Genomic DNA, 18081 nt, shown 5'->3' with positions numbered 1-18081 from the left:
CAGATGGCTCTTGCGAGACGCTTACTCTTATTTCTTGTGTTTTGGATTGTTATTCAATCTGTTGCCTCTGCGTATATTTTTATAAAAAACCAAGGTCAATGGCCTTCTGAGGTGCTTTATCGCACTTCTATTCCTTCGGGACAGCTTTGGATTACTCAAAAAGGCTTGGTCTATCAGCTCTACGAAGCCGAAAATTCTCCACACTTTTCATCGAATAGGCAAGCTAAGAAATCATTTTCTACCCAAAATATCAGTTTAGAATTTAAAAACACTTGCCATTCCTCTAAAAAAGAAAAGGCTGTGGCTCAGACTTTTAACTTTTTTATTGGTCAAAATAAAGATGAATGGAAGTCGAACGTGCCTGCCTTTGAAGAAATTTTACTTGAAAATGTTTTCGACGGTATTGATTTTAGGATGTATTCTGCGGATCAATCGCTTAAATATGAGTATATTGTGAAACCCGGAGCTGATGCCAGTCAAATCAAATTCAAATACCTTGGTGCCAATGAAACACTGATTCAAAAAAATGAATTGATTCTCAAAACCAACTTTGGTATTATCAAAGAATTCCAGCCTTTCACTTACCAAAGTACTAATAACCGGAAAAAACCTGTAAAGTCGAGTTTTAAAATAACCGATGATTATATTTCCTTTCAACTGGCGGAATACAACCATAATCAAGAACTTATTATAGACCCCGAACTGGTTTTTAGTACCTACTCAGGTTCATTGTCAGACAATTGGTCTCATACGGCCACTTATGATTCTAAAGGAAATACTTATGCCGCTGGTACTGTTTTCGGCGTAAATTTCCCAGTTTCCTTGAGTGCCTATCAACCAAAATCGGGAGGAACCACCACTCAAAACGATGTGGGCTACAGAACAGATATCGTGATTGTGAAATACTCAGAGGATGGCAAGGATATTCTTTACTCTACCTTTTTAGGTGGAAACGAATCTGAAGTTCCTCATAGCTTGATAGTTAATTCAAAAGACGAGCTGGTGCTTTTCGGAACAACCTCATCCACAACATTCCCAATGACAGATGCTTCGTTTGACCGCACCTTCAACGGTGGCACTTTGCTTAACGGCCCGCCCATCACCTCCAACATTGCTTTTTTTTCAGGAACAGATATTTTCGTAACTGTACTTTCTGAGAATGGGGATAGACTATTGGGTTCGACTTTCGTTGGCGGAACCGAAAACGACGGTATTCATGACTTTAGGGCATTAGAAATCCAAAATTATGGCGATGAATTCAGGGGTGAAGTGTATGTAGACAACGCCGACAATATCTACGTAGCCAGTGTGAGTACTTCGGCAAATTTTCCGGTTCATAACCCAACACAAACAAAAAAGTCTGCTTACGACGCAGTAGTTTTCAAACTCAACAAATACTGTAACTATCTACTATACAGCACCTTTATTGGTGGAAACAACTATGATGCAGCTTACGGAATTAGGGTAGACAAAGCGAGCAACATATATGTATGCGGCGTAACGCTCAGTAAAGATTTCCCTATGGTGGGTCAAGGTTTTAGAAAATCCTTTGGTGGTGACTCAGAGGGCTTTATTATAAAGATAGAGAATCAAAGACTGACGGCATCGACTTTCATCGGCACGTCTAAAGGTGACCTAGCACAGCTCATTGACCTAGATTTAGATGGGAATGTTTATACTTTAGGCTCAACTCTAGGCGAATATCCAGTGACCAGTGGGGTTTATCAGAATGCAAAGAGTGGGCAGTTTGTGCAAGTATTGTCAAACAATTTAACAGCTTCTAGATTTTCATCCATATTCGGCACTGGACGTTCCTTCGGAACTGTCGACCTAGTACCAACGGCGTTCATGGTTAATGATTGCGGTAATATATATGTATCTGGTTGGGGCGGTCGAGTAAACTCTGAGAACGGCTATAATAAAAACAGTACCACCAAAGGGCTTCCTATCACAGAAAATGCCTTCAAAAAAACGACCTCAGGAAGTAATTACTATTTTGCCATTTTTGAAAAAGGCTTTAAATCACTGCTTTATGCCACTTATTTTGGGTCCACTCCTCCAACCAATGCAGACGAAGAGCGTGGTGACCATTTAGATGGCGGAACCTGTCGTTTTGACAAAAATGGTACAATCTATCACTCGGCATGCGTGTGCAAGGCATTTGGTTTTGTAGAATTTCCATTGAAAAATGCGGCCGAGCCTAACCATAGAAATGGCAATTGCAACATGGCGGCATTTAAGTTTAATTTGGATGCTCTGAACGCAAAATTTGACTTAAAAGATGGCTCCATGTTGAATCCAGGAGAAATATGTGCACCAACGAAAATAGACTTCGACAATAATTCAATTGGCGGAGAAACCTTTGAATGGTATGTCAATAATTCAAAAATATCAACAGGAGAAAATATCAACTACACTTTCACGGATTCTGGTCAATATAAAATAAAACTAGTGGCCTATAATAAAGTAACCTGCAAAGCTGTAGATTCTACTTTCAGAACCTTAAAAGTAAAGTCTTTTAATCATCACGTTTCTAACGACACCACTATTTGTCCTGGTGCACAGGTTTTTATGAATGCCTCTGGCGGAAAAACATACAAATGGTCTCCAAGTCAATTTTTCCCAAACTCCACAAAGGATAGTGTAACTACTAAAGTTCAAAACACCCAAATTTTCACTGTTGAAATCTCAAACCAAGAGTGCAGCATCAAAAAAGAGATAAAAGTAAGTGTCGAAAATACCAAAACAGACTTCGGAGCTACAAATAATGCTACTGTTTGCAAAGGAAATGCCATTGGTCTAAATGCCTCAGGATTGGCAGAAAGATTTGTATGGTCTGGCGAAGGGATTTCTGACTCAACCAAGGCCAGCATTAGCATAAAACCCAACAAAACAAGCACTTATACTGTAAAAGCATTCTATTCTGACGGCTGCAATCCGCAAAAAACGGTAACAGTTACAGTGGATGAAAGTGTAAAACTCGATTTTGACTTTGAATATAAATTTGCTTGCTATAAGCCTTCTGAGATAGTTTTCAATAATAAAAGCACAGGTGCTACGAGTTATATTTGGAAAGTTGGCGAAAGTCCTGAAACATCAGACATTTCTAATTTTTCAGTAAGAACAAACCTGAATACTACCCTGACTTTAAAAGGTTTAAGCAATGCGGGCTGTGCTTTTGAAACAACCAGAAACCTTGATCTAAAAACTTATGACGGAATAATTCCGAACGTAATTACACCCAACAATGACAAAAAAAATGATACTTTTGTAGTTGGATATCCCCCAAGTGCTTTACAGATTTTTAACACTTGGGGAAAAAAAATATTCGAAGATTTCAACTATCAAAACGACTGGGGAAATAAAACCAATGCTGGAACGTATTATTATTTAATAACAATACCCAACGGCCAAGTCTGTAAAGGATGGCTCGAGGTTCTAAATTAATCAACAAAAAATGAAAAACTTATTAATCACAATTCTATTCTTGAGTTTAACGAGCATCGCTTTTGGACAAAAATACGATGCTTTTGGAAAGAAAATTAAACCGAGCGGCTCATCAGAAGCAACGGCATTGAAAGGTAAAACCGAGTTTGATGCAAAAGCCGTAAAAATTGAGGGAGAAGTAGAGTCAGTATGCCAAGCTGCCGGCTGTTGGATGAAAATTAAAACGGCCGATGGTCAAACTATGAGAGTTACTTTTAAGGATTATGGTTTTTTTGTACCCAAAGACATTGCAGGCAAAAAAGTAATATTTGAGGGAATTCCTTCCGTAAAAACCACCAGTGTGGCCGAACTTCAACACTATGCAGAAGATGCAGGCAAGTCGAAAGAAGAAATTGCGAAAATCACATCACCTAAAACCGAGTTGACTTTTATTGCTGATGGTGTTTTGGTACCAAAAAATTAAGTTAATTAAGAATTCAAATAACCCATTCAGTGAACACTGAGTGGGTTATTTTTTTGCTTTAGCCCTAAAATAAACAATACTTGTGTAGATTTGTTAAAGATTCAAACCTTCCATAAAAAACCTTAAATGAAAAAACAATACGCTTTGCTTAATTTGGCAGTTGCACTGTTCATTGCCTTTTCCTCTTTTTCGCAAAATACCGAATTTATCTATGGCGATGCCTTACCCGATTCACCTCTTTTATCTGCTCGCGGTGATTATAAAGTTGGAGTAAAAACAATCGAGTTCACAAATACAAATCAATTGGACATCCTTAAATCCAAAGGAACAGAATCGGCATTTTACGATAGAAAATTGAAAGTAGAGGTTTGGTATCCTGCAAATTTAGGCTCTGAAGAAAAAGAATTAGTCTTTTATGACGAGGTAATGGGTTCTTCGAACGATCCAAAGAGGCCCTTGATTCCGTTTACCTTTCAAGGAAGAGCTTTGAGAGATGCCAAACCTGTAATTTCAGATGGAAAATTTCCGTTAGTAATTGTCTCTCATGGGTATTTGGGTTCAAGGTTACTTTTGACTTATTTAACCGAAAACTTGGCCTCAAAAGGCTATATAGTTGCGGCAATTGATCATGCTGAATCTACTTTTAGAGATGCTGCAGGTTTTCCGAGTACCTTATTGAATCGCTCAAAAGATGTACTTTTTGTATTAAACCAAATGGCAGAATTTGGCAAAAAGAAAGATTTCCTATCAGGAATACTTGATGCAGACAATACAGCTTTAATAGGCTATTCTATGGGTGGATACGGCGTTTTGAATGCTGCAGGGGCAGGATACAGCGACAATTCTCTAAAACTATTCGGTGCTTTGACGGGCGGAAGTACAGCCTTAGTGACAAGATTGGGCTCAAATGAAGAATACAAAGCAAGTCTAGATTCTAGAATAAAAGCAGTGGTTGCATTTGCTCCTTGGGGAATGGAACGTGGTGTTTGGGATGCTGAAAGTTTAAAAGGACTAAAAATCCCAACTTTCTTTTTTGCTGGAAGTCAGGACGATATTTCTGGATATGAAAAAGGCATTAAAGCCATTTATAATGGTGCTGTAAATACTGACAGATATATGCTTACCTACATGAATGCCCGTCACAATGTTGCTCCAAATCCACCGCCAGCGGAGTCACTTAAACCGGGTTTACACATAGATGAATATTACAGATATGCGGAGCCTTCTTGGAACGAAAAACGCATCAACAACATCAATCAACACTTCGTTACAGCGTTTTTGGGCATTCATTTGAAGCAAAAAGATTTCGGTAAATATTTGAATTTACCTCAGGATTCTAACACAAAAACTTGGGAAGGTTTTAAACCTCGTTCGTCAGTTGGCTTGGAACTTTTGCATGCTATGCCTGAAGGTAAATGAGTTCCATTTTTATGGCACGCTGATGACACTGATTCCTTCGAAAACGTTGATTTACACGGATTTCTTTTCGGGAATCCGTGTTTTTTTATACCTTCTCCAACTCCCCTAACCTATCTTTCAACTGGTTCATCTCATCTCTGAATCTGGCTGCTTGAAGGAAATCAAGCTCTGAGGCTGCTTTTTCCATTTTGGTTTTCGCTTCTTTGAGAAGAATTTCCAACTGGGGTTTGCCCATGTAAGCCATAATTGGATCTGCCGCCAAATTAATTCTTTCAGGCTCCACATAATAGCCTTTGGTGGAAGGCTTGAAATCAGCAATAGAAGTTTGCTCCATAATGGCCTCCTTGCTTTTCAGAATGGTTGTTGGCGTGATTCCGTTGGCTTCATTGTATTCTATTTGTATAATTCTACGCCTATTGGTTTCATCTATAGCCTTTTGCATAGAACCAGTCATACGATCGGCGTACATAATCACTTTGCCGTTGGAGTTCCTTGCGGCCCTACCAATAGTTTGAATCAATGAACGAATATCTCTCAAAAAACCTTCTTTATCTGCATCCATAATGGCTACCAAAGACACCTCGGGCAAATCTAAACCTTCTCTCAAAAGGTTTACACCCACCAAAACATCGATAACGCCGAGACGCAATTCTCGCAAAATCTCCACCCGTTCCATGGTCTTGATTTCGGAGTGAATGTAGCGTCCTTTTATACCAACTCTTTCTAAATATTTGCTCAATTCTTCTGCCATGCGTTTGGTCAGGGTTGTCACCAACACACGCTCGTCTTTTTTTATTCTGCCGTTTATCTCATCCAAAAGGTCGTCTATTTGGTTCAAACTTGGCCTAACATCAATCTCAGGATCTAAAAGTCCTGTGGGTCGAATGATTTGCTCTACCACTACCCCACCAGCCATATTCAGCTCATAGTCTGAAGGTGTGGCACTTACAAAAATAGTTTGAGGTGTAAGGCTTTCGAATTCCTGAAAAGTCAGTGGGCGGTTATCCATAGCCGAAGGCAGTCTGAAACCATATTCCACCAAAGCCGTTTTTCTTGACCTATCTCCACCATACATAGCTCTGATTTGCGGCATACTTACGTGGCTTTCGTCCACCACCAAAAGAAAATCCTCAGGGAAATAATCCAAAAGACAAAAGGGTCTTTCACCAGCTTTACGTTTGTCGAAATACCTCGAGTAATTTTCTATACCGCTGCAATAGCCCAATTCCCGCATCATTTCCAAATCAAACTCCGTCCGTTCTTGTATTCTTTGAGCTTCCAAAACTCTGCCCTCGCTCTCAAAATACTTGATTTGAGCCACCATATCGTCCTGAATGAGCTTTATGGATTCTTGCATGACTTCTTTTCCTGTCACAAATAAATTTGCCGGAGGAATAACAATTTTGGGCTCAGACCTTATTTTCTTTCCCGAGTTAGCATCTATCATCTGAATTTCCTCGATGTCATCCCCAAAAAATATAATCCTAAAGGCAAAATCGGCATAACCAGGGTACACATCCACTGTGTCACCCTTTACCCTAAATGTGCCTCTATTGAACTCTACTTCGGTTCTTGAATAGAGAATTTCTACCAATTTATACAAAAACTTGTTGCGACTAATTACATCACCAACAGCGACTTTTATAATACTTTGCTTGAACTCGTTGGGATTTCCAGCACCATAAATACATGATACAGAGGCTATAACCACAATATCTCTCCTACCCGACATCAATGAAGAAACCGTTGACAATCGTAGCCTGTCAATTTCCTGATTGATCATCAGGTCTTTTTCTATATAGGTATTTGTGGAAGCTATAAATGCCTCAGGCTGGTAATAATCGTAGTAAGAAATAAAATACTCGACGGCATTTTCTGGAAAAAACTGCTTGAATTCACCATAAAGCTGAGCCGCAAGGGTTTTGTTATGACTCAAAATCAAAATCGGCCGGTCGATTTGCTGAATCACGTTGGCAATCGTAAAAGTCTTGCCGCTACCAGTTACCCCCAAAAGTACGTTTGATCTTTCGCCCGATTCAATGGCTTTGACTAATTGTTCAATGGCTTGGGGCTGGTCCCCAGTGGGTTTAAAATCAGATATCAGCGAAAAACTCATAGTTCAGAAAATTATTATCAAATATACTTCAATATGGTTTAAACAAAAAATTAGCCTCAAAACGCTAAGAAAATTGGTTTTTTTTTGACCCACAGTTAAGTTTCTAATAAAATGAGAAACATCATAACTATTCCAACGTTTTTAGAATAAATTTGGTCTTTATTAAAAACTACAACGATATGAAAAATTTAATACTCGCAATTTTTACATTAGCAACTATAACAGCAAGGGCTCAACAAACTCAAGAAAAAACTTTGAAAATCTTCAAATTTCAGCCTTTCAGCCTCATAACTGGTTCTATGAATTTTGGAGAAGAGATATTTAATAAATCAAAAACTAGAAGCACAGTAATTGGCTTAGGCATCAGGTATATAAATAGAGAAGATGATATTTACGACAATTACGGATCTGTTTCTTCATACAAACAAAACTCTAAGTGGCAAGGAGCCACTGCTAGCATTGAAAGAAGGTTTTACGTTCCTGGATTTTTCTCTGGTGATAAATACAGCTTTATCAACGACAAATCTAAATTCGGCGTATACCTTTCCCCAGGCCTAAAAGTAGAGTACAATGTAAACGACTATGATAAAGGGAGCTTTTATTACCTCACAGATTCTACGAAACCCAACAACATCACCAGCAAATTTTACCAAAACTCAGGCAGAGTCGCCTACCTTGGTGTCATGCCCAATATGAACATTGGTTTGCAGTTTACAATATTCCAGAATCTCTATATTGATACTTATATTGGTGGCGGAATCAGATTTATTTCGCAAAAAAAATCAAAAGAGTTAAAGGACATTATCCCTCCAAATGTTAACTCATTCGGGTATTATGGAGCAAACGACAATAGTGCCTTAACTACTTTTGTAATTAAAGAGGGCGTTCAGCCCAACTTTGGCTTCTCTTTAGGTTTGAATTTCTAGAAAATTGATTGCCAATAAATATCTTTTTCCCTAAATTGCTCTTAGATACCCTAAAGTTAGAATGTTAAAAAATCTGAGAAGATTTTCAACCTATTTACATGCTTCAGCCAGTTTAAAGATGATTCTGCTGGCTTTTTTTTCACAAGTGATTTTTGCGGTTTTTATAATTCCAAAAATGGAAACGCTTATCAATCCACTTCAAAATCAGGTACTTTTGGAGTTGAGGTTTGGTTATACATCAAATCAGTTTTATGACCTGATGACTTCGATTGGAGGTATAGGTATAACATACTATAAAGTCTATGTCCTATTTATCGATATCCTCTACCCTATCATCTATTGTATTTCCTACAGTTTATTGCTCAGTTTATTTTTCAGAAACTCTTTTTCGAGGAATCACTATTTTCAATTGTTCAATGTATTTCCTTTTCTGATTGGCTTTGCTGATGTTTTCGAAAATATTTCGATAGGGTATTTATTGTTTGCTTTTCCAGCCCAAAACCTATTTATGGTAAAGTTAGCATCATCCTTTAGCCTGCTAAAATGGGGATTTACGATGTATAATATTTTGCTCATGCTTACGGGTTTGTTTGCTTGGGGTTTTAGAACACTATTAAAAGCCAGAAAATAAGTTATCGAAGTGCAAACTTTTTACCTGGACTTTGTTTTACCAAATCAGCAAATTCAAGATTTAATAAAATAGAAGCCAGTTTATTGAGGTGAATCTGTGAATGCCAACTTAAATCATCAATCAGCATTTCGCCGTTTTGAATTAACAAGCTAAGCACTTTACTTTCCTCCTGAGTATATTTTGAAAGGTCAAACGCCTTTTCAGTTTTCTTGGTTTGAGTATTTTCAGCATCCCATTTCATCCATTCTACAAAATCTTGCATATTGGTATATATCTGAGCTTTATTGTTCGAAACTAGATAATTTGGACCCTCAGAATATTTTTGAAAAATACCTCCGGGTATCGCGAATACCTCCTTATTATAATTATTTGCATATTCGGCTGTAACCATAGAGCCACCCTTTCTGGCAGATTCTACCACTATTGTAGCATCAGCCAAAGCAGCAATAATTCTGTTTCTGGCTACAAAAAAGGAAGGTTTTGTGAGCGTACCAAACGGTTGTTCTGAAATAAGCAATCCAGTTTCTTCAATCTCAAGTGCAACTTTTTTATGAGCACTCGGATAAACAGTCTCCAAACTATTGGCCAAAACAGCCACAGTTGACAATCCATTTTTCAGGGCAGCTTTGTGTGCAGCAATATCTATTCCATAAGCCAAACCGCTCACTATCTGCACATTATGCTCTTTCAAAGAACTTACTATTTCTTCTGTAGATTTTTTGCCATAATCCGAGGCCTCCCTTGTACCTACAATGGCCAATGATTTCGGGAAATCCAAATTGCCCTTTCCCTTAAAAAACAAAATAGGTGGGGCTTCGAAAATCCCCTTGAGTTTTTTTGGATATTCGTCTTGTTTGTAGCTTACTATTCTTATATTATTTTTTACACTGTGCTCAACTATCTTTTCGGCTTCTATAAAAGCTTCATGATTTTCTTTGATTTTAGAAAGCGTAAACTTACCCATATTGGGTACTTTCATGAGTTTTGCTGGTGGCATTTCGAAAACTTCCTTGGCACTTCCAAAGGTGTTAAGCAATTGCTTAAACATCACTCCGCCAATTCCTTCCGTTTTACTTAGGGCAATTTCATACACCAAGTCTTCTTGCATAGATTTATTGTTCTAATCCTACTTTTAAATATTCTAAGGTTTTTTTTATTTCCTTCAGTCTGTTTATCACTTCGTCGTTTACAGTCTCTTTTGCTACTTTTAGTTTCAGTTTTTCTTTTGCACCTTCTATTGTAAATCCCTCTTTATGAATCAGATCTACAATTTTCTGAAGCTTTTCGATGTCAGTGTGTGAATATTTTCGATTCTTCCCAACTTTCAAAATATTAATCCTAAAAGTACGGACATAAAAATCAACGCTCGTAATTGGAATCTCCAATTGTTGTGCTACTTCTTCCGTACTAAAAAATATTTTCATTTGACGCTAACCGATTTCTTCTCCAAATCTACAATTATTTGTTGGAGTTCTGCAAATTTAGTAGGGTCAGATTCGAAATCATTGGCCGATAATGCTACATTTTTTAGCTTTGTCACTTGAGATAAAACTCCAGCTCCTGACTTTATTCTGTTGTTTGAAATATCTAAATAAGTGAGTTTCATTGCAAAATTCAAATGCTTTGGTACAGTTTCTAATAGATTAAAACCAATATCAAGATATTCCAAATTTGGAGGAAAACTGTCAAAAATACTGAGTTTATTGTGATGGGCATAAATTGTTTTTAAACTGATTAATTGGCTCATATTATGTGGAATACCCCATAAATTATTATTAGAAATGGCAAGAGTTTCAAGTTTCTTTAGCTTCGTAAAACCATCTGGGAGTGATTTTAAATTATTATGGTACAAATCCAAAACTTGGAGGTTTTTCAGTTTACCAATGTTTTCAGATAAACGGAATATTTGATTATTGTATAAATTCAAAAATTCCAATTTCCCAAATCTTCTAAATCTTACATTGTTAGTTTGTTTTATAAAATTATTCGCAAGATGTAGCTCCTTTAGCCTTCTGTTCTTTTGAATTTTCTTAGGGAAGGCCGTAAAATAATTATCACTGAGATTAATAACTTGTATTTTCTTATTCCTCTTTATCGTTAATGTTCTTTCACTTAATAAATTATCTGTAAGTATAATTCGCCTTAGGTTTGGTAATTTTTTGGCGTTTATTTTTAAAGCCTCAAATTCGTTTTTACTAAGATTCAACTCTACTAAATCTTTAAATTTATAAATTTCATGTGGTAGACTTTTAAGACCTAAATTCTCCAATTTTAGTTCTTTGGTAGAAATATCCTTAGTAGCTAGAATATTTTTAATTGCAACCTCTGAACCTTTAGTTTTTGTTATAAACGGATTTACTTTAAAGTTGCCGTTTATTTCGTATCTCAAAACTGGATTATAATGAAACTGACAATTTTTCAGAGCCTCTTTAAATATTTGCTTGAAATTATCAATTTGAAAATGTTCATCAACTACCTGGTATTCAAAAGCATAAGTACCACCAAATTCAAATTTTTTTTGATTATAGGCTCCGAACCAGAACTTCAAACTATCTGGCTTGTTTTCTTTATTCATGAAAACTTTGAAGCCTATTAGCAAATCATCATTCTCAATTTTTTCTAATTTTTGATCTTTTTTGATTCCAATTTGAACAATCCTCTGAAGCAAAAAATTGTTTGTCCTAAGACCAGAAAGCATTTGATTATCTATATCAATATTTAACCTTTGCTTTGTCATCAAATCATACTCTGTCTGACTTTCCACAAAAATGATTCTCTGAGAAAAAACTGGAAACGTAAAAAAGGAAAGGGCAATGCAGGCAAGTAGTGTTTTCATTGTGATTTTTGTTTAGAATATAAACTTAAAACTAAATAATTAGTTTTAAAAGAATATTCAATATTTTATTCCTTAAATGACCAAAAAAGTCTAATTTTGCACCTCTTTTATTGGAAATAAATATACTTTTTATATGACTTCGCATCAGATCAGGAAAGCATTCTTAGATTTTTTTATTTCAAAAGGCCACTTAATTGTCCCTTCTGCCCCATTGGTGGCTAAAAACGACCCCACTTTGATGTTTAACAACTCAGGGATGGCTCAGTTTAAGGACTTTTTCTTGGGCAATGGCACTCCGCCAAAATCTAGAATAGCCGATACCCAAAAATGCTTGCGAGTAAGCGGAAAACACAATGACTTGGAAGAAGTGGGTTTTGACACCTACCACCACACTATGTTTGAGATGTTGGGCAATTGGTCTTTTGGCGATTATTTCAAAAAAGAAGCATTGACTTGGTCGTGGGAATTGTTGACAGAAGTGTATAAACTACCCAAAGACAGAATCTATGTGTCTGTTTTTCAAGGAGATGAAAAAGACGGCGTGCCTTTTGACCAAGAAGCATTTGATATTTGGAAAGAAATTATTGGAGATGAAAGCAGAATAATTCTAGGCAACAAAAAAGATAATTTCTGGGAAATGGGAGACATCGGCCCGTGCGGTCCTTGCTCTGAAATCCACATAGATTTACGAGACCAGGAAGAAATTGACATCATTGGTGGTAAAGAATTGGTGAACAACGATCACCCGCAAGTGGTGGAAATATGGAATAACGTATTCATGCAGTTTGAGCGTAAAGCAGACGGCTCGCTGCTGACTTTACCAGCCAAACATGTGGATACCGGAATGGGATTTGAGCGTCTTTGCATGGCCATTCAAGGTAAAAAATCAAATTACGACACTGATATTTTCCAAAATACAATATCTGTTATTGAGGAACTTTCAGGCAAAAAATATGGTGTAAATGGCACTTTACGCTCTGATAACTACGTAGATGTGGCCATGCGAGTAATCTCAGATCACTTGAGAGCGGTGAGTTTTGCCATTGCAGACGGCCAATTGCCTTCCAACGCCAAAGCTGGCTATGTAATTCGCCGAATTTTGAGAAGAGCGGTTCGTTATGGTTACTCCTATTTAGATTTCAGAGAACCTTTCATTTGTAAATTGGTACCTGTTTTGGCTACGCAATTCGAGTTTGTATTCCCGGAATTGCACGCTCAGGTAGATTTTGTAACCAAAGTGGTAGAGGAAGAAGAAAAAACTTTCTTGAGAACTTTGGAATTGGGACTGAAAAGATTAGACCACATTTTTGCAGATTCAAAAACCATCGAATCCAAAACATTAGACGGAAATACAGTTTTCGAACTTTCAGATACTTTTGGCTTTCCTGTAGATTTAACTGCACTTATTGCCCGGGAGAAAGGATTCTCGATAGACGAAGAAGGTTTCAAAAGTGCGTTGGCTGAGCAAAAAGCCAGAAGCCGCAAAGATGCAACAAAAGAGGCTGCTGATTGGATAGAACTTGGTGACGTGGATGGAGTGGAATTTTTGGGTTATGATTTTGAAGAATCACCAGCTCAATTGATGAAATACCGTTCTGTTAAAACTAAAGCTGGTGACGAATTGCATATCGTATTAGACCAAACACCATTTTATGCTGAAATGGGTGGTCAAGTCGGTGATATTGGTACTATTTCATTTGAATTGAATGGTCAAAACCACACTTTGCAGGTGATTGACACAAAAAAAGAGAATGATCTTTTTGTTCATATTACAAAAAATAGCAAAATAGTGGATGTATTGGAACAAACCCAAACTCCTATTAATGTTTTTGCCAAAATAGATGCTGAAAGAAGGAAAGATATAGAGAAAAACCATACTGCTACGCACTTGATGCTTTCTGCTATGCGTAAGGTGTTGGGTAGCCATGTGGTACAGAGAGGTTCGTACCAAAACGATGAAGTTACCCGTTTCGACTTCTCGCATTTCTCTAAAGTGACCAACGAGGAATTACTTCAAATAGAAGACATCGTAAATGAGAAAATCAGAGAAAATATAGCTTTGGATGAAAAACGCAATGTGCCGATAGCCGAAGCGATGAATTTTGGAGCTACAGCTACTTTTGGTGAAAAATATGGCGATTTCGTACGTGTTATTACTTTTGACCCTAATTTCTCTGTTGAACTTTGTGGTGGTACGCACGTGCCAGCCACTGGCGAAATCGGTCTTTTCAAATTCACTTCTGAGGGGTCTGTTTCTGCTGGTGTACGGCGTGTAGAAGCTATCACAGGCAAGAAAGCCTTGGAAATGATGCGATCACAAGGCGAAACCTTGGAACAAATAAAAGGCCTACTCAAGGGTGCTGTTGATTTACCAAAAGCCATTGAAACTTTGATAGAGGAAAAGAACCAATTGCAAAGGAAAATTGAAAGTCTTGAAAACGAAAAACTTCAAATAATAAAAACAGAGCTTTTGGCTAAGATCCAAAAGAGCGGTAATCTTATGTTTATTGCTGAAAAAGTTGAAGTACCATCTGCTGACAGCCTAAGACAATTGGCCTACGACCTCAAAAAACACATGGAAAATGCAGTGGTGATTTTAGGAACGGTAATAAACCAAAAGCCAAGTTTGGCAGTTATGATAGATGAAACTTTGGTATCAGAAAAAGGTCTAAACGCCGGAAATACCGTTCGTGAAGCGGCCAAAGCCATGAAAGGCGGTGGTGGTGGACAACCACACTTTGCCACAGCAGGCGGTAGTGATGCAGAAGGATTAACAAATGCAATAAACAAAGCAAAAGAGTTGATTTTTGGGTAAATGACAATCGTAAGAAAAATTACTAAATGTTTCATTATATCGCCCAACACTGTTTGAACACAATCAAAATTCTCTACAGTGACGTCTCTCTTATTAAAGCACTGACTAAGAGAATTTTGATTGTGTGAGTTTGCTGGGTGCAGTTTTTTTTGTTTCGTTTTTTTTCGAAAAAAAATGAAAGCCCAGGCGGCAGCCGACACAAAGTATATTTTCAAGTTATTTCGATAAAGAAAATAGGACATACAATTTGAATGTTTTTTCTTTGCAAGCCTGATTTTACTTACTATTTTTAGGAGCGATTTTATTTTACAACCTTATAATTTTATTAAATTGAAAAGAAGAGACGCATTACAAAGGGTTGCCCTCATGATGGGAGGAGTGGTTTCTGCACCCACAATGATTGCAATTTTAAATGGCTGCAAAGCTTCAGGAGATGCAGCATCAGGAGCTGCATTTAGTCTAACCAAAGACTTACAAGCTTTGGTTTCAGAAATAGCCGAGGTGATTATTCCCAAAACAGACACGCCAGGAGCAAAAGATGCTGGTGTGGGTCCATTTATAGAGATGATGTTGAAAGACTGTTACACCGAGGCTCAACAACAACACTTTATCAAAGGATTGGAAGACGTTGAAATAGAATCGAAAAAACTAGGCTCAGGTTTTGTGGCATTGGCTGCTGACAAGAAGATTCAAGTTATAGCTGCCATGCGAGACAAAGCCAAAGCAGAAAGTGAAAGTGCTGAAAAACAAGCCAAACAAGTAGACACAGAGTCTGGTTTGACCAAAGAAAATACAAGTAAAAAAGTAGAGCCGCCAGTTCCATTCTTCAATCTGATGAAAGAATTAACGGTGTTCGGGTTCTTCACTTCGGAGCCTGGCTCAACCCAAACATTGGATTTTGTGCCAATTCCTGGCAGATACGATGGCTGTGTAAAGTTACAACCAGGCCAAAAAGCTTATGCTATTTAATTATTAATCAACCTATTATAAATAAAAAATGAATTTACAAGGTAAAGGAAAAGAGTCTGTAACCTACGATGCTATAGTGGTTGGTACAGGTATTTCAGGAGGTTGGGCTGCCAAAGAACTTACAGAAAAAGGGCTTAAAGTATTGATGATAGATAGAGGTAGAGATGTAAAGCATGTTACTGATTACCCTACTGCCATGAAGGAGTCGTGGGAATTTGACCACAGAGGTCGCCCAGACAATCAAGTAAAAAAAGACTATTGGGCTGGAGTAAGAACGGGTTATACAGCCAATGAAGAGCACAGACATTTTTTTGAGAAAGATATAGACAATCCGTATGAAGAAACCCGTAGATTCGATTGGATTAGAGGATATCATACAGGAGGACGTTCGTTGCTATGGGGTCGCCAAAGTTACAGATGGAACGAAAGAGATTTTACAGCCAATCTGGAAGAAGGCGTAGGTATTGACTGGCCCATTCGCTACAAAGATCTCGCACCATGGTATGAATATGTGGAGAAATTTGCAGGTATCAGTGGCTCAAAAGAAGGCTTGGATGTATTGCCAGACAGCCATTTTCAGCCAGCTATGGAACTTAACTGCGTTGAGCGTGAAGTAAAAAAAGGTGTCGAAAGCAAATTTGCTGGTCGTCATATCATAGTGGGTCGTGTGGCACATTTGACTGCTCCTACTGAGGAACAAACCGCTCTTGGTCGTGGTAAATGCCAGTTTAGAAACCGTTGTATGAGAGGCTGTCCTTATGGAGCATATTTCAGTAGCCAGTCTGCTACTATACCAGCAGCAGTAAAAACCAATAACCTTACTTTGGTAAACGACAAAATTGTTTACTCTGTAATTTTTGACGACGAAAAAGGCAAAGCAACTGGCGTAAAAGCTATTGATCAAAATACCAAAGAAGAAGTTGAATACTTCGCAAAAATAATATTCTTAAATGCATCAGCTGTAAATTCGGCCTGGATTATGATGCAGTCAAAATCAAAAACCCACCCGAACGGACTTGGAAATGCATCTGACCAATTGGGAAGAAATGTAATGGATCACCATTTGGGCGTTGGAGCTTCAGGTACTTGGGAAGGATTTGACGATATGTATTATTATGGAAGAAGGCCCAACGGCATCTATATTCCACGTTTTACAAACTGGGGTAACGACAAGCGTGATTTCTTGAGAGGTTTTGGCTATCAAGGCGGAGCTTCAAGAGGAAGAGCAGAAGATGAGCAGGGTTTTGGAGCAGGTTTTAAAAATGCACAAACCAAACCAGGCCCATGGAATATAAACATACAAGGCTTTGGAGAAACCTTGCCTGACGCTACCAACAAATTTACGCTTACCGACAAAAAAGACAAATGGGGTTTACCTATTATCAATTTTGATGCGGCTTGGGGTAAAAATGAATGGAAAATGAGAGAGGCCATGGAAAAAGAAGCCAAAGATATGCTTGAGGCTGCTGGCGTGAAAAACGTGACGACTTATCACGACAAAGAAAAAGCTCCAGGTATTGGTATTCATGAAATGGGAACTGCCAGAATGGGTAGAGATGCCAAAACTTCGGTGTTGAATGCCAACAACCAAGTGTGGGGTGCACCAAACGTATTCGTTACGGACGGAGCAGCCATGGTATCAGCATCTTGCGTAAACCCTTCATTGACTTACATGGCACTTACAGCCAGAGCTGCAGACTATGCTGTCAAAGAATTGAAGAAGATGAATTTGTAAGGATTTGAAATCTATGAATATTGAAAGCCACCTCTTGGGGTAGTCATGGTCGGAAGAAATTCCGGCCATTTTTATGTTTTAAAGTGTATATTAGGATTTCCACCAGATAAGATTACGATTTCTCTTATCAGCAAGTTTCTGACCTCCATTTTAAACCTTCTTTTTGCGGTTTTATAACTAAGGTTGTTGGCATGCTTATATACAAGTATCAGCATTGCTGCTATTAAAGTCATGTAAAGCATTACTTTTATTCCATTTTCATTTAGTGAAACCAGATGACTTACATTAAGCTCTTGTTTTATAAAGCGAAAAAACACTTCTATGTCCCAACGTTTTTTATAAATATCGGTAATTTCCTTTGCCGTCAAGTCGAAGTTATTGGTGATAAATGCCATTTTATACTCTCGATTGTTTTTACTTTCGGTCATAATTAACCTTAAAGGAGTCTGTACAATTTCCTCTCTATAATGAAGATTTCCTTTCTTATTTTGTATAGGTTTTCCTGTATAAAGGTAGACCTTACTATCTTTTAATAAGGTTAATGACCCTAAGTCACAATCGGTATTCGAGTTTATTAATGACGAAAGCTCTTCGTATTTGCGATTTTCTTTGGCTCTGGCTACGAACTCAATTTTCTTAGAAGAAAACTCGCTCATAGTTTGTGTTGACTGCAATCCTCTGTCAATAACATAAATATTCTTATGGTTAGTGTTTTGTAAGACAT

The 18081-nt window shown here is 37.6% G+C and carries 13 protein-coding genes; 8 read left to right on the top strand and 5 right to left on the bottom strand.

The genetic code is table 11. From position 1 onward, the window contains the following. Nucleotides 1–3: 3 nt before the first annotated feature. The 3 genes from EGI26_RS03630 to EGI26_RS03620 all read left to right on the top strand — a co-directional run bounded on the left by EGI26_RS03630 (nucleotide 4) and on the right by EGI26_RS03620 (nucleotide 5329). A complete protein-coding gene (locus EGI26_RS03630; RefSeq protein ID WP_255076417.1) occupies nucleotides 4–3447 on the top strand; it encodes a gliding motility-associated C-terminal domain-containing protein in 3444 nt (1147 codons plus the stop codon). A 10-nt stretch (nucleotides 3448–3457) separates the two neighbouring features. Then, nucleotides 3458–3910, top strand: coding sequence for a DUF4920 domain-containing protein (locus EGI26_RS03625; protein ID WP_255076414.1), 453 nt, complete (start codon nucleotides 3458–3460; stop codon nucleotides 3908–3910). Nucleotides 3911–4036: 126 nt separating this feature from the next. Beyond that, complete coding sequence (locus EGI26_RS03620; protein ID WP_255076411.1) at nucleotides 4037–5329, top strand: dienelactone hydrolase; 1293 nt, start codon at nucleotides 4037–4039, stop codon at nucleotides 5327–5329. An 85-nt stretch (nucleotides 5330–5414) separates the two neighbouring features. Here EGI26_RS03620 and uvrB read toward each other — a convergent pair whose 3' ends face one another. Next, nucleotides 5415–7445: an excinuclease ABC subunit UvrB gene (gene uvrB, locus EGI26_RS03615; protein ID WP_255076409.1), complete on the bottom strand. Its 2031-nt coding sequence runs from the start codon at nucleotides 7443–7445 to the stop codon at nucleotides 5415–5417. Between the two features lie 179 nt (nucleotides 7446–7624). On the opposite strand from uvrB, the gene EGI26_RS03610 reads away from it, so the two are divergent. Both EGI26_RS03610 and EGI26_RS03605 read left to right on the top strand, forming a co-directional pair. After that, nucleotides 7625–8371 carry a hypothetical protein gene (locus EGI26_RS03610; protein ID WP_255076404.1) on the top strand — a complete coding sequence of 249 codons (747 nt, stop codon included), beginning with the start codon at nucleotides 7625–7627 and terminating at the stop codon, nucleotides 8369–8371. 175 nt (nucleotides 8372–8546) lie between these two features. After that, nucleotides 8547–9002, top strand: a complete 456-nt coding sequence (locus tag EGI26_RS03605) for a hypothetical protein (RefSeq protein ID WP_255076403.1) — start codon at nucleotides 8547–8549, stop codon at nucleotides 9000–9002. Between the two features lies 1 nt (nucleotide 9003). On the opposite strand, the gene dprA is transcribed toward EGI26_RS03605, so the two are convergent. The 3 genes from dprA to EGI26_RS03590 are packed head-to-tail and all read right to left on the bottom strand — an operon-like array spanning nucleotide 9004 to nucleotide 11838. Continuing rightward, a complete protein-coding gene (gene dprA, locus EGI26_RS03600) occupies nucleotides 9004–10110 on the bottom strand; it encodes a DNA-processing protein DprA (RefSeq protein WP_255076401.1) in 1107 nt (368 codons plus the stop codon). A gap of 4 nt (nucleotides 10111–10114) precedes the next feature. Next, nucleotides 10115–10426: a MerR family transcriptional regulator gene (locus EGI26_RS03595; protein WP_255076399.1), complete on the bottom strand. Its 312-nt coding sequence runs from the start codon at nucleotides 10424–10426 to the stop codon at nucleotides 10115–10117. Beyond that, complete coding sequence (locus EGI26_RS03590; protein WP_255076397.1) at nucleotides 10423–11838, bottom strand: leucine-rich repeat domain-containing protein; 1416 nt, start codon at nucleotides 11836–11838, stop codon at nucleotides 10423–10425. Before EGI26_RS03590 ends, EGI26_RS03595 begins: the two co-directional genes overlap by 4 nt. Before the next feature lie 133 nt (nucleotides 11839–11971). On the opposite strand from EGI26_RS03590, the gene alaS reads away from it, so the two are divergent. The 3 genes from alaS to EGI26_RS03575 all read left to right on the top strand — a co-directional run bounded on the left by alaS (nucleotide 11972) and on the right by EGI26_RS03575 (nucleotide 17357). Then, nucleotides 11972–14653, top strand: a complete 2682-nt coding sequence (alaS, locus tag EGI26_RS03585; protein ID WP_255076396.1) for an alanine--tRNA ligase — start codon at nucleotides 11972–11974, stop codon at nucleotides 14651–14653. A gap of 330 nt (nucleotides 14654–14983) precedes the next feature. Beyond that, nucleotides 14984–15622: a gluconate 2-dehydrogenase subunit 3 family protein gene (locus EGI26_RS03580; RefSeq protein WP_255076395.1), complete on the top strand. Its 639-nt coding sequence runs from the start codon at nucleotides 14984–14986 to the stop codon at nucleotides 15620–15622. Nucleotides 15623–15650: 28 nt separating this feature from the next. Further along, a complete protein-coding gene (locus tag EGI26_RS03575) occupies nucleotides 15651–17357 on the top strand; it encodes a GMC oxidoreductase (protein WP_255076393.1) in 1707 nt (568 codons plus the stop codon). Between the two features lie 71 nt (nucleotides 17358–17428). Here the strand turns inward: EGI26_RS03575 and EGI26_RS03570 are convergent. Next, nucleotides 17429–18081: transposase (locus tag EGI26_RS03570; protein WP_255076391.1), on the bottom strand; the 653-nt coding region annotated here is incomplete at its 5' end.

Source organism: Lacihabitans sp. CCS-44, assembly GCF_024343735.1.
Lineage (GTDB): Bacteria > Bacteroidota > Bacteroidia > Cytophagales > Spirosomataceae > Leadbetterella.
The sequence above is the reverse complement of the archived record's forward strand: the minus strand, read 5'-3'. Positions and strand labels throughout refer to the sequence as shown.

What these genes read in the sequence shown, in the direction of transcription:
- EGI26_RS03630 (WP_255076417.1), top strand. Translation starts at nt 4, where the DNA reads ATGGCTCTTGCGAGACGCTTACTCTTATTTCTTGTGTTTTGGATTGTT.
- EGI26_RS03625 (WP_255076414.1), top strand. Translation starts at nt 3,458, where the DNA reads ATGAAAAACTTATTAATCACAATTCTATTCTTGAGTTTAACGAGCATC.
- EGI26_RS03620 (WP_255076411.1), top strand. Translation starts at nt 4,037, where the DNA reads ATGAAAAAACAATACGCTTTGCTTAATTTGGCAGTTGCACTGTTCATT.
- uvrB (WP_255076409.1), bottom strand. Translation starts at nt 7,445, where the DNA reads ATGAGTTTTTCGCTGATATCTGATTTTAAACCCACTGGGGACCAGCCC.
- EGI26_RS03610 (WP_255076404.1), top strand. Translation starts at nt 7,625, where the DNA reads ATGAAAAATTTAATACTCGCAATTTTTACATTAGCAACTATAACAGCA.
- EGI26_RS03605 (WP_255076403.1), top strand. Translation starts at nt 8,547, where the DNA reads ATGGAAACGCTTATCAATCCACTTCAAAATCAGGTACTTTTGGAGTTG.
- dprA (WP_255076401.1), bottom strand. Translation starts at nt 10,110, where the DNA reads ATGCAAGAAGACTTGGTGTATGAAATTGCCCTAAGTAAAACGGAAGGA.
- EGI26_RS03595 (WP_255076399.1), bottom strand. Translation starts at nt 10,426, where the DNA reads ATGAAAATATTTTTTAGTACGGAAGAAGTAGCACAACAATTGGAGATT.
- EGI26_RS03590 (WP_255076397.1), bottom strand. Translation starts at nt 11,838, where the DNA reads ATGAAAACACTACTTGCCTGCATTGCCCTTTCCTTTTTTACGTTTCCA.
- alaS (WP_255076396.1), top strand. Translation starts at nt 11,972, where the DNA reads ATGACTTCGCATCAGATCAGGAAAGCATTCTTAGATTTTTTTATTTCA.
- EGI26_RS03575 (WP_255076393.1), top strand. Translation starts at nt 15,651, where the DNA reads ATGAATTTACAAGGTAAAGGAAAAGAGTCTGTAACCTACGATGCTATA.